This is a genomic window from Chroococcidiopsis sp. SAG 2025, assembly GCF_032860985.1.
Classification (GTDB): domain Bacteria; phylum Cyanobacteriota; class Cyanobacteriia; order Cyanobacteriales; family Chroococcidiopsidaceae; genus Chroococcidiopsis.
The window spans coordinates 488017-500490 of sequence record NZ_JAOCNC010000001.1 but is presented as its reverse complement, the minus strand read 5'-3'; the positions used below and the strand labels follow the sequence as shown (position 1 = coordinate 500490).

The following is a 12474-nucleotide window of genomic DNA, read 5'->3' as shown; positions in this document are numbered from 1 at the left end:
TCTCTACATAAATTAAGAATTACTCGCTACGCGATCGCGATTGACTTGCATATCGAAAGCTTCTTTACCCGCACGAAACCCAACGTCAACTGCTTTAAACATGGCGGGAATGTATTGCAATGGTAAGAGCAAGCGATTTTCAACGTGAAACCACCACCAAGTACGAGAAAAGTTCATGGCAGATGTTACCAACCGTCCGCGCCCAAGTTTACTCTGACCAGAAAAACGTGGATGCCAAGGAGTAGCAACCTCTGTAATGTTATATCCCCAACCTGCCAAGATTGCCAAAAGGTAGCGATGGGTAACAACATCAAACGGAACTTTGGTGAGAATGTCACGGCGCACGAGTTTGATCCAATTCATGTCATGAATTTTCAGACCAAAGGATATCTGACAGGCAAGATTAGCAAATTTAGAAGCCATGACTTTACCCTCACCGCGTTGCTGTCGCCATCCGGCAACGCCATCAACTCCTGCTATGCAAGCTTCTAATAATAAAGGTAAATCAGTCTGAAAATCAGATTCTAGATCGGCTTGTCCCCAGAATATCCATTCTGTATTAACCTGGGCGATCGCAGTTTTCCAAACTCCGGTAACACCCCGCTTTTGAGGATGCCGAATCGTTTTTAAATAAGCATATTGACAGCATAACTGTGTCAGAATTTGAGGAGTTTTATCGGTACTGCCGTCATCGATTAAAAGTACTGGTAGAGTAAAGCCTAGATTTTGAAAAGTGCGATCGAGTGTATGAAAAAGTTTTTCCAGATTACCTTCTTCATTCAAGCAAGGAATTACGATCGTGACTGAGTGACTCAAGGATGGAGGTGCGAGTAACATGCTGTGGTGAGAAATATAAAAATTTTGTTAAAAAACATCATGACTTCGTAATGTATTGATTTAGTTCGGTGAAACTACTTGAATCTTTGTGTTTTTTTTAAAGAATTTGTGAAGAGAAAGATTGGCTTGAGAAAAACTTAAAAAATAGTAAAAATTCTCTAGCGATCGCCATTAAATTTATGCGAATTTATGTATTTCTACTGAGAACGAGGTTGATTTTGAAGCACAAGTTTTTGACAGAAAAATTTACTTTTAGATAAAAGCCGTAATTCAACACATTTATTTTTCGATCGCAGTGTAAACACATAAGTGTAGTCTGCATACATCTCGGTAGAGATCGCGACTTCTTTTTTGTCAAGCGTGTAAATTGCACGATTCTATCATCATTTCAGAAAAACGATCGGTAATTGTACTGAATTTTTAGTACAAATTAAACTCATCTATGCAGAATTCAGTTGCGATCGAAGTATCTGTGTTGTCAACAAATTCCGTGTTTGTCTTCAGGTAGTTTACAACCATCTCGGACAAGATAAATCTGTAGTAAATTCGACCTCTACCTCAAGACTGAAATTTAGCACTACTAAAAAGGAGATTTCGAGAAAATTTTATTTTGCTGCGGCTTCTCAGCTCAAATTTTGCCACGGTCTTGCTGAGAAAACCCCAGCTATGCGTTTTGTCTAACTGTGTAATTTGTCTAACGGTGTGAGACTAACCCGACAGTGGTTAGTTATTGAAGATCTGAACTTTGTGGAAATATGAACACTCAAACCAAACGGCTTTATCGCCAACTGCTCGTAGCTACCTTGTTAATGGGTGGCACTTTCAATATGACTGTACCTGTTCTGGCACAGTCTGTACCGACTGCACCACTCACGGGTGCGGGGACTGAGATCAAAAACAAAGCGACTGCTACATATGAAGACCCTAGTAACCCTGGTACGATAAATGCAACTTCTAATGAAGTCATCATCACGGTAGCAGAGGTTGCAGGTATTGCCGTTACTGGAGCGACACCTGTTGACAGGAACGGTAGCAGTGTTTCCAATGGAGATATTTTAGACTTCGACTTCACGATTAAGTAGTAGGGCATAATTAAACGTAAGATAGAGAAAAGCCAAAAACTTGCTGATTTTGACCACTCATGCCTGCTCCTTTACGTATCGTTTTGACAGAGTCAGAAGACCGGACGTTGAGTGAACTTCGGGTTGCCAAAACCGTTGCTCAACGTACCCGAGATCGAGCACAAATGCTTCGACTCAATGCTCAAGGATGGGTAGTGCCAGCGATTGCCGAAATTTTTGAGTGCCAAGAGCAGACAGTGCGCGAAACCATCCGCCGTTGGCAGCAGCAAGGGTTAGGTGGATTATGGGATGCTAGTGGACGAGGAGCTAAAGCCAAATGGCAAGAAGCAGACATGGCCTACCTAGAACAATGCCTAGAGCAAGAAGCCAGAACCTATAATAGTCAACAGCTAGCCCAGAAGCTAGAGCAAGAACGACAGGTAAACCTAAGTGCTGACCGGATTCGCCGCATTCTAAAAAAAAGGGCTTTAGTTGGAAGCGGACTCGACACTCGCAACGGGGCAGACAAGATCCTGAGTACAAAGCACTCAAGCAAGCCGACTTAGACACACTCCAACTAGCTGCCTGTGAAGGGTACATTGACCTGAAGTATCTTGACGAATCGGGATGTTGTCTGGAAAGTCCAGTCAGTTATAGTTACTCTCGCATTGGAGAGCAGAAACACCGAAGAGCAGGTCAAATCCTATGGAGACCGCATTAGTATTCTAGGGATATGGCAACCAGAGCAGTCGTTTGACTATGCTCTGGTACAAGGCAGTTTCCACAAGGAACGCTATGTTAAAGTGATGAACGCTCCTTGCCCAAAAGAGTGAGCAGACATTGCTACAAACCGGACGGCTCACAGTCGTGGTGCAAGATAATGGTTCGGCTCATACCAGTCATCTTGCCCGTGAGCACTGGCAGCAGTGGCAGTCGAAAGGGCTATATCTCTTTTTTCTCCCCCAATACAGTTCACATATGAATCTGATTGAAGCGCAGTGGCATCAACTCAAAACCCATGAAATAGCCGGAAGGATTTTTGATAACGAGTATGATTTAGCGAATGCCATGATTGAGGGCATGGAGAATCGAAGTCAACAAGGGGGATGGACACTGGAACGTTTTATGTTTAAATCTGCCTAGCTACTTACTAACGTCGGTAACGATACCACTGCTATCTACATTCCAGGTAAGACAATCCTGAATACAGGAGGTCGTATTGTCGGTGGTCAAATTGGTAGCACCGCTGGAGCCAATAGCGTTTATATCGTCAGAATTAACGGAAACACGCTGACAACTCCAGTTGCCGTTCCTGATGCTGGCGTTCAATCAGATAATGCTGCATTTATTGCTGCCATCCAAGGCGCGGGTTATGCTGCTTTTGATGGCTCGATTGATGTCAACCAAGAGATAGTAGTACGAGTTCCTGTCACAGTGACAGAAACCGTGGCGACTAATCCAATTAGCGTGCAATTCGGTAATACCGCTGACCCTGGAACTCAGAATCGTCAGAACATTCCATATGTAGCGGATGCTACTACTGATGATGACGTTCGTACTGCTGACATTACATCCGAACCAGCTCCTAGAAATTTAGGTCCTGCAAATGGGGAACGGGAGGCAGCAGCATTCCAGACGATTCCTTTAGGAACGCAGGTCACTACCCGCGCTCTAGCAACCGTACTCAAGACTCGCTCTCTATATACTCCAAATACTTCAGTACTCGATGACGACCAGATTCGTTATCGCTTAGACCTGCGCGTTGAAGGTTCTTACCCTAATAATGCCTCTATTGCTGTCGGTAATTTGGAAGGAACAGCTCTAACTAACCCCATTGCGGGTGCAGGCGCTCCTACTGGAAATGTCATTTTGGTTTCTGATGTCATTCCTACAAATACAGTTTTGGATGCTGGATTCCTACCAACTGCACCTTCAGGCTGGACTGTAGTTTACAGTGAAAGCGATCCTACTGCGGCTAATGCTACCGCTCTCAATGCTCAATGGTCAACGACTCCACGTACCTTAGCTGATGCAGGCTTAGTGAAGCGGATTGGCATTGTCCGTACTGGTATAATGACTGCTGGATCTTCTACACTTGCCGATACAAACGGCTTCCAGTTCCAGGTAAGGACAGTTACGGGCTTTACTGGCGGTCAAATCCTGAATATTGCTCAATCCTTCGGTCATACCCAAGGAGATAGCGATCTTAACCGGATTATCTATGATGAATCCGGCGACCAATTCCCTAATAACTTTGAGGGTACTACGACTCCTTACGCTGACGGTGCAGGTGGCTTCGATCCTCTTAATGATGACGGTATAGCTCTTGCTACATACGGTAGTGACTCCAGCAGCCAACCCGTAAACAACGGACAGAGTAACCAGGGTACGGGTGCTGATGGTGAAGTTAACCTATTTTCTATTGACCCACCTGGAAGCATTTTGACTGGACCGAGAGGAGTTCCAGGGGCAACAGGTCCAGGAGGCTCTACCCAGACTGACTACGTGAACCAGGCAATTTCGCCGCCACTGGGTAAAAATCCTGCCGATACACTTACTGATGCTGAGACTGGCGATCTGGTTTTCAACAGCACAGTAAGAAACCCCAACTCGCTTGGACTCAACAACGTAGTTCTGAAGCCAATCCCCGCCGCACAAGCCGATTACGTAGCAGATAACACGGCTGATAACCAGCAAGACTCCAATACTGGTTACGGTGCAAACACAACTTTACCAAATGGTACGACCGTCAAGATCGACTATGGTACGCAATCAGCTACTTATACATGGAATAGCGGTACTAGTACCTTTAACCTTACTTCTGGTTCAGCAGTCAAACTCACTACGCTCAACGGTCAAGTTAGCCTTGACTACACGGTGACAGTAAATCTTGGCGGTGGTGCTGCTCAAAACACAGCCTATCCAGTGGCGATCGTGGCGTTTGTTGATGAAGGTGGTAACAACGAGTTTGACCGGAGTTCATCTGCTTCCACCGCTGAAAGTATCTTCAACATGAAGATTGTCAGAACCATTTACAGCTTGGGTGTCACCTGCATTCGCCTGATGACAAATGCAGAACTCGATGAAATTTATAATCCTTTAGAAGGAAACTGGATGTGGCGACCCTATTTGCACCAAAGGGGTATTGATGTCTCAGATCGATTAAGTGACATTCTCGATCGAATGCTGCAAGAATACGTCCAGCGTCGCTATCAATCGGCAGAAGAGGTACTCAAAGACCTCAGTGAACCAATTGTCGCACCAACAGCCACAGCACCAGCACCAGCAGCACCAGTAGCCACAGCGCCACCGCCACCGCCACCGCCACCACCACCGCCACCACTAGTAGAAATTAAACATTGGCAGTGCCTGCATACCCTAACCGGACATTCGGGACAGATTAGAGCAGTTGCCATTAGCCCAGACGGACAGTTAGTCGCCAGTGGCAGTGCGGACAAAACGATTAACATCTGGGAGTTGGATAGCGGCAGTTTAGTTTACTGTCTCAGAGACCATAGCAACTGGGTGCGGGGATTGACTTTTAGTCCTGACGGTAAATCTCTGGTCAGTTGCAGTGCCGATAAAACTGTCAAGATCTGGAACGTTAATAGTGGCAAACTGATTCAAACCCTAGCCGGACACGCGAATGGAGTCAGCGCGATCGCGACGAGTCGTGATGGTAAGGTGATTTTTAGCGGGAGTGACGATGGCACGGTGAAGTTGTGGGATTTATATACAGGTAATCTCATATACACCTTGACAGGACACTCCGGTTATGTGTTGTCAGTTGCCAATAGTCCAGATGGCAAAGTTTTAGCTGGAGGTTGCGGCGAAGTTATTCGTTTGTGGGACTTATACAAAGAAAAATGGATTGGCGATCTGACGGGACATTCTGGCTGGGTGCGATCGATCGTCTTTAGTAAAGATGGACGCACCATCGTCTCTGGCAGCGAAGACGGCACGATTAAGTTGTGGCATGATAGCAAGCTAACTCACACGCTAGAAGGTCATACTAGCCGTGTCAGCGGTGTGGCTTTAAGTCCGTTGGGGAGAATTATTGTCAGCGGTAGTGGTGATAAAATGCTCAAAGTTTGGCAATCTGAAAATGGTAAATTTGTCAAAACTATCGGCAGCCATGATGATGCCATTTGGTCAATTGCTCTGAGTGCTGACAACACTGTAAAAATCTGGCAATGTCACTAAACTAGGAGTTATGGAGACGCGACACGTTGTGTCTCTGCAACGTTTTTCCGTGCTATCCATGCCCAAAAAGCAAAAATTCCCCTATCTCGTTGGTTCCAAATGGACTTCCCAGCAAAAAATGTTCGGCTGGAGGCACTTTCAAGTGGTCAATCGCAAAAATCAAGGCAAGTGGGTGTTTGCGGAAATGGTCGCCGCCTGCGATCCCGAGGCGCGATTTTGGCTCAACGCAAATTCGCTCAAAGACCGTTCTCAGTGGCTGGCTGGCTGGCAATCTCTACAAGAGATGGCAGAATTAGCTACTACAGTTGATTGATATATTTTTGTTTCGACGCAAAGATTTTGGGTGAACCTGTTGTAGGTCCGCGTGGGGTAGGGGCGGGTTTATAGATATTTTGTGTTGAAGTATGAATATTTTTGGTGAACCCGCCCCTAGGGTCATTGCGAATTTTGATACAATTTGTCTTGCTGCCAGGATAACGGGTTATCCATAATATATTTTCTGATATTTTGTAATGCTATATCGTCTCGAATAATATGTTCGTAATAATTTCGCTGCCATACAGAAACACCAGTTGTATGCCGTAACTGATTAATCCGCGTAGCTGAAGCAGTTTTGAATCCTTGAATAATTTCCGGTAAGCCGCAGTATTTAGCAGATTTCGATTTGGCATCATCACCGTATACTGTAGGGGCGAGTTCAGCAGCAATATTTGTATTCCCCACACAAAGGCTTTCCAAACCCGCCCCCACCCCATGCGGATCTAGCAACCAAATAATTCCATGTATGTGATTCGGCATGATGATAAAAGCATCCAGTTGGATGTCAGAATAACGCCTCATCAAATCGAACCAATTATACTGAATAACTTCGCCATATCGATTTGGACGCATTTTTTTATCTATAATTTCACCAACAATTGTAAGCCTTTAATTCTTTCCCTTAACTCTTTAAATTCAGATTTTTTGCCTCGTGTGAAATATAGCTCTGCAGCTTGTCTTAAATCTGCAATAGCTTTCTGATTATATCTAAGCTTGAGTAGGCAATACCACGATATTTATACGCCTCAATATATTTTGTCTGAAGCTGAATTGCGCGGTTAAAATCCTCAATCGCTTCTTTGTATCTTCCTCTTTTAGCTTTCTCCATGCCCTGGTTGTAGTAAGCTTTAGCATCTTTTGGAGCTGGCTGCTGAGAATTTGATGTAGAAGTCTGGGTAGAAGCACTAAATGTAGAAGACTTCAGCACTTCGTAGGCTTCATTAATTTTCTTCAATTCCTCCTGCGCCTTTTCTTGTAGGCGAGGATTGTGGGAAAAGCGATCGGGATGCCAAACCATAGCTAAGTCCCGATAAGCCTGCTTGACTTGCTCCAAAGTTACCCCTGGTTGAAGCCCAAGGATTTCGTAACACCGATTAATATGATTCATAGAAGGACAGCATAGGTAGCTCTCTATTTAAGCTTTTCCAAAATTTGGACGATGTGATTCGCTATACTCCAAAATGAGAGTAGAAGCATTCTTAGCCACTTGTTGGAATCCTGTTTATGACATCCTATGCAACCTCCTCGGCTAAAGCCGAAATGAGCGAATTGCGGCGACTCAAGGGTATACTGCCCCCAGAACTGCAAAGTTGGGTAACTGTCGAGGGAACGACGGAAGTTAACCCACCCCTGATTCGGAGTGAAGAAATTGGCAGCGATCAGGTGGAAATTCAAATCGATTTGATTAAGTGGGATGCGCTGGCGATCGATCAGCGGAACTTGCTGTTTTGGCACGAAGTGGCGCGAATTCAAAATGACACCATTCCCAAAGATGGTTGGGAAATGGCAGCGCTAGCGATTGGTTTGGGTGGCGCGGTCGGCGAACTTTGGGTACAGGATGGCTTGTTATTGTTGCTGGCAGTGGCGTTGTGCGGCGTGTCGGGATATCGGCTATATCAAAAGAATAATGGTGAAAAGCAGGTGAAAGAGGCAATAGAGGCAGACGAAAAGGCGATCGCCTTGGCAACTCGTTTCGGTTATACTCTACCTAACGCCTACAAAAGTCTCGGCAGTGCTTTAAAAACTTTAATCGAGCAAGCACCAGGCAAGCGACAAAAAGCGAAATATGAAGGTCGCTTGCAGGCACTCAAGCGCAGCGCTAACAAGGCAAAAGCCAAAACGAAAGCTGCACCAGATGAGATGATGTAACGATCGCGATGTAATGACAGGGACGCGAAAATTCGCGTCTTTATAGCTGGTTGAGCATTTTGTGAGTTTGGGGAATAACGCGGACTCGTTTGAGTTCTCGTTTCATGAGCGCTTGCCAATGCAGTACTTGGGCTGGAGTGGGTGCTTGGATGGGAATGTCTCCGAACTGCTGGGATGGTGTGAGTGGGGTAGCAGGTTGTAGAAATACAGGAATTTCTGGATTGACGGATGCAACTAGTTTAGCTGCCTTGGCTAAATCTCCGAGATCGGTTTGACTGGAGACGATCGCTTTGATAAATACTTCTACGCCTGCTTGGTGACAGGTTTGCAGAAATTCTACGTGTTCGTTCCAGCGATCTTCGCCACTGACGCTGGGTAGTTTGATATCCATGCCCACCGAGTCAAGGCAAGGTAGGATGAGTTGCAGTTGTTGCGGACGATGACCTCCCGTTTCGAGATAGATGGGTAGTCCAGTTGCACGACGTACCAGAGGTAGGAATTCTACTAGGAAAGGTGCGTGTAGTAATGGTTCGCCTCCTGTGAGGCTGATACTATCGTGTAAGCCTGGGGAGTTTTGCCGTTCTATCCAAGTTAATAGAGTATTAAGCTGTACGGGGTTAGGGTGGGTTTCAAAGTCTCGCAGTCCAGGCGACCGCTCGACGCGACAAGTTGATGGTACGCTCCAAGTGTGGGCGCTATCGCAAAAATGGCAGCGTAGATCGCATAGCGCGAACCGGATGAAGATTTGGCGCGTGCCGACGTTTAATCCTTCGCCTTGAATGGCGGAGAAGATTTCGATGAGACGGGCGGTTGTCATGGGTCAGAATGGGGCGATTGGGTGAGAGTTAAAGTTTAGATAGGGTCGCGCATAGACGCGCAGCGGCTTCTCGTAGAGTAGGCGCAAAGGCGCAAAGATACAAAGATTATGTTTTTGCTCCTCGCTCCTTGCTTCTCGCTCCTATTACTAGGCTTCGCTACAATGAGATTGGGAATTGAGTCGAGATTAACTCTCTTATTGTGCTAAATCTCAACCATAGCTCGGAGTACATCACGGTCAAGCGCGAACGGGTTTTAAGCTGGCTGTCAGAACACGTACCGCAGTCCCGCATCGACCATATTCTTAGGGTAGAGCAGATGGCGGTGGAGTTGGCTGAGCATCACCGTCAAAATGGGGAGAAGGCGGCGATGTCGGGGCTAATGCACGACTTGGCAAAATATTTTAAGCCCGCTAAGCTGCTGGAAATGGCGCGCGCTGAGGGGTTAGAGATCGATCCCGTGATGGAATTGCATCCTCATTTGTTACATGCCGATGTCAGCGCGATTGTTGCTAGAGATACTTTTGGGGTGCAAGATGAAGAAGTATTGCAGGCGATCGCCAATCATACTTTGGGCAGACCAGAAATGACGGAATTGAGCTGTATCGTGTTTTTAGCGGATAGCATTGAGCCAGGTAGAGGCGATACCCCTGAGTTACAAGCTTTACGACAGATGAGTTATCAAAATTTACCTCAAGCTGTTTGGCGTACCTGCGATTATTCTTTAAAATTTTTAATAGAGACTCATTGTTTAATTCATCCACGCACGATCGCCACCCGAAATTGGTTTCTTAACTGGGTAAAAAGCAAGCACCACTCTCCGCACATGCTTAAATGAAGAAATAGTTTCGCTCTGTATGAAGTTGTACATTTGACAATTATTATGAGCATAGTTGCTCTTTTGTTTTAGATAATTGATTTGGAAAACATAGCTCGAAAAATGAGGTTTAATGTCTGAATATACCCAAGCAAATTCAATCTCTCAGTCCGCTTTTCTGAACTCTAGTAAGGTCAGTGCTACTCATGCCGATGAGAGTCGGGAATTAGCCTTGGCAATCGCGGAGGCTGCTGCCGATCGCAAAGCTGGCGATATTGTCCTGTTGCACGTCGCTGATGTTTCTTACTTAGCCGATTACTTCGCGATCGTCACTGGATATTCTAGGGTACAGGTAAGGGCGATCGCAGATGCAATTGAGGATAAAGTTGTCAAAGAATGGCACAGGAAGCTACTGCGGACGGAAGGCAAGAATGAAGGAACTTGGGTGTTACAAGACTATGGCGATGTCTTGGTTCATATTATGATGCCCAGCGAACGAGAGTTTTATAATTTAGAAGCATTCTGGGGTCATGCCGAACGGATCGATTTTCCAACCGCCAGCGGCGATGGGAGAACAACAAAATGATGGAATCACCTGTTTCTGTCTGTCCAGTTCCTGACGAACAACAACCGCTCAACGAGTACGAACAGCTCAAATCATCTGGTTTTTTTCGGACTGCCACTTTAGAAGTACGGCAATATGTTGGCAAACTACTGTGGGTTTGGGGTTGGTCGTGGATAGTGGCAGGACCGATCGCCGCTGCTAGTTTTCCACCCATCAAACACGTGTCGCAATTCTTGCTATGCGGGACGATCGGTGCGAGTCTGGGGGTAATATTAGCAGTTGCCCGCTTGTATCTCGGTTGGTCTTACGTGCGGGATCGTCTAATGAATCAGACGATCTTTTATGAGGAAACGGGTTGGTACGACGGTCAAAACTGGACGAAACCACTAGAAATTCTGACTCGCGATCGGCTCATTGTCAGCTACCAAGTTAAACCAATCCTGCAAAGACTCCGCCGCACTTTTGCGTGGCTGGGTTTCTTTCTCCTGTCTGGGGGCTTAATCTGGTATTTTGTATAAGTTGTCACTGGTCATCGGTCATTGGTTATTTGTATCAATACATAACGAATGACAAATGATAAATGGCAAATAAAGACTCAAAAGGTGATAAATTCTAACCCATGACAAGGGGAAAAAGAACTCAAGCCGCAGAACTGGAAGTCCGGTTGCTGCGGGAAGGGATTGTAGAATCGATCCATCACGTCCAAGCAGTTGTGTGTGATGACCGAGGACGGGTGTTATCTGTAGCTGGCAATGCGGAAACAGCAACTTTCGTGCGTTCTGCTCTTAAGCCATTTCAAGCACTAGGCGTGACAACAACAGGCACTTTAGAACGCTACGACCTCACAGATCGAGATTTAGCGATTATTTGTAGTTCGCATAAAGCCGCGATCGCCCAAGTGCGACAAGTCTTTAATATTCTTTGGCGAGCAGATATCGATCCCTCGGCATTGCAATGTCCCACACCTGCGGGTAAGCGCAGCCCCCTAGAATACAATTGTTCTGGCAAACATGCGGGAATGTTAGCCGTGTGTCAGCAACGGCGTTGGGCGCTCAATAGCTATCTCCAACGCAACCATCCCGTACAGCAGTTAATTCTAACTAAAGTAGCTGAAATGCTGCGGATGCCAGCCGAAGAATTTATTTGCGCTCATGATGATTGCGGTGCGCCTACCTATTTCATGCAGTTGGGACAAATGGCAGCTTTATACGCTCAGCTTGCTTCTGGTAGCAGCTTGGATCTGGAACGAATCGTGCGTGCTATGACCTATCATCCCACCTTAATTGCAGGGGAAGGAGAATTTGATACGGAAATTATGCGCCTGACGCAAGGGGAACTGGTAAGTAAAGCGGGTGCGGAAGGCGTGCAGTGTATTGGTAGAGTTGGCGAGGGCATGGGTTTGGCAATTAAGGCAATAGATGGTTCTAAACGCGCCAAACACGCTGTAGCGATTCACTTGCTCAAGCAAATGGGTTGGATCAGCCCCTCAGCAGCGGAAACTCTAGCTGAAAGCTTTATGGAGTTTGGTAAATTCAAGCGTCTAGAGGTTTTAGGAGAATTGTCGTTGTTATAGTTGCAAATTACTAAAACTTATGGTTATACTAGAAAAGTTGACGCGGGATAGAGCAGCCTGGTAGCTCGTCGGGCTCAACAAGCAAGATTAATCAAGCGCTTAGCAGTTAGTCTTGTTATGGGCAGTACGTAAAGAAACTTACGTGCGTTTACCTGTCAAATTCGGGGAAGCCAATAGCGCGGTAATCCCGAACCAAGCTCTCGTAAGAGAGAAGGTGTAGAGACTGGAAGGCAGGCATCCTAACGTCAAGTCGAGGATGAAGGGACAGTCCAGACCACAAACTAGTTAACAAAAGAGTTAGCTCAGGCAGCGAAAGCTGTAGATGGTAAGCATAACCCGAAGGTCAGTGGTTCAAATCCACTTCCCGCCACCAAATCAGAAGACAAAACCCTGTAATTTAAAAAGTTGCAGGGTTT

Annotated in this window: 12 protein-coding genes and 1 pseudogene; 9 read left to right on the top strand and 4 right to left on the bottom strand. The window is 46.0% G+C overall.

Translation table 11 applies throughout. The features are described from left to right. Nucleotides 1–12: 12 nt before the first annotated feature. Nucleotides 13–837, bottom strand: a complete 825-nt coding sequence (locus N4J56_RS02420; protein WP_317104981.1) for a glycosyltransferase family 2 protein — start codon at nt 835–837, stop codon at nt 13–15. 755 nt (nt 838–1592) lie between these two features. Here N4J56_RS02420 and N4J56_RS02415 point away from each other — a divergent pair. The 4 genes and pseudogenes from N4J56_RS02415 to N4J56_RS02400 all read left to right on the top strand — a co-directional run bounded on the left by N4J56_RS02415 (nt 1593) and on the right by N4J56_RS02400 (nt 6414). Beyond that, nucleotides 1593–1919, top strand: coding sequence for a hypothetical protein (locus tag N4J56_RS02415; RefSeq protein WP_317104980.1), 327 nt, complete (start codon nt 1593–1595; stop codon nt 1917–1919). Between the two features lie 59 nt (nt 1920–1978). Then, nucleotides 1979–3041: pseudogene (locus N4J56_RS02410) on the top strand (IS630 family transposase). A gap of 291 nt (nt 3042–3332) precedes the next feature. Further along, nucleotides 3333–6101 carry a WD40 repeat domain-containing serine/threonine-protein kinase gene (locus tag N4J56_RS02405; protein WP_317104979.1) on the top strand — a complete coding sequence of 923 codons (2769 nt, stop codon included), beginning with the start codon at nt 3333–3335 and terminating at the stop codon, nt 6099–6101. Between the two features lie 58 nt (nt 6102–6159). After that, complete coding sequence (locus N4J56_RS02400) at nt 6160–6414, top strand: TIGR02450 family Trp-rich protein (protein WP_410500405.1); 255 nt, start codon at nt 6160–6162, stop codon at nt 6412–6414. A 122-nt stretch (nt 6415–6536) separates the two neighbouring features. On the opposite strand, the gene N4J56_RS02395 is transcribed toward N4J56_RS02400, so the two are convergent. Continuing rightward, the gene (locus tag N4J56_RS02395; RefSeq protein WP_317104977.1) at nt 6537–6992 is read right to left on the bottom strand and encodes a transposase; all 456 of its coding nucleotides are present in this window, start codon (nt 6990–6992) and stop codon (nt 6537–6539) included. 106 nt (nt 6993–7098) lie between these two features. Further along, nucleotides 7099–7527, bottom strand: a complete 429-nt coding sequence (locus N4J56_RS02390; protein WP_317104976.1) for a J domain-containing protein — start codon at nt 7525–7527, stop codon at nt 7099–7101. A 116-nt stretch (nt 7528–7643) separates the two neighbouring features. Here N4J56_RS02390 and N4J56_RS02385 point away from each other — a divergent pair, with 116 nt between their 5' ends. After that, nucleotides 7644–8288, top strand: coding sequence for a DUF3318 domain-containing protein (locus N4J56_RS02385; protein WP_410500295.1), 645 nt, complete (start codon nt 7644–7646; stop codon nt 8286–8288). A 40-nt stretch (nt 8289–8328) separates the two neighbouring features. On the opposite strand, the gene N4J56_RS02380 is transcribed toward N4J56_RS02385, so the two are convergent. Continuing rightward, nucleotides 8329–9105, bottom strand: coding sequence for a 7-carboxy-7-deazaguanine synthase QueE (locus N4J56_RS02380; protein WP_317104975.1), 777 nt, complete (start codon nt 9103–9105; stop codon nt 8329–8331). 200 nt (nt 9106–9305) lie between these two features. On the opposite strand from N4J56_RS02380, the gene yqeK reads away from it, so the two are divergent. From yqeK to N4J56_RS02360, 4 genes are all read left to right on the top strand, one after another. Beyond that, on the top strand, nt 9306–9941 hold the full coding sequence (yqeK, locus tag N4J56_RS02375) for a bis(5'-nucleosyl)-tetraphosphatase (symmetrical) YqeK (protein ID WP_317104974.1): 636 nt from the start codon (nt 9306–9308) through the stop codon (nt 9939–9941). Nucleotides 9942–10053: 112 nt separating this feature from the next. Then, nucleotides 10054–10506, top strand: coding sequence for a ribosome silencing factor (gene rsfS, locus N4J56_RS02370; RefSeq protein WP_015152484.1), 453 nt, complete (start codon nt 10054–10056; stop codon nt 10504–10506). Beyond that, nucleotides 10503–11003 carry a CGLD27 family protein gene (locus N4J56_RS02365; protein ID WP_317104973.1) on the top strand — a complete coding sequence of 167 codons (501 nt, stop codon included), beginning with the start codon at nt 10503–10505 and terminating at the stop codon, nt 11001–11003. Before rsfS ends, N4J56_RS02365 begins: the two co-directional genes overlap by 4 nt. Before the next feature lie 101 nt (nt 11004–11104). After that, nucleotides 11105–12058 carry an asparaginase gene (locus N4J56_RS02360; protein ID WP_317104972.1) on the top strand — a complete coding sequence of 318 codons (954 nt, stop codon included), beginning with the start codon at nt 11105–11107 and terminating at the stop codon, nt 12056–12058. The last annotated feature ends 416 nt before the right edge of the window (nt 12059–12474 follow it).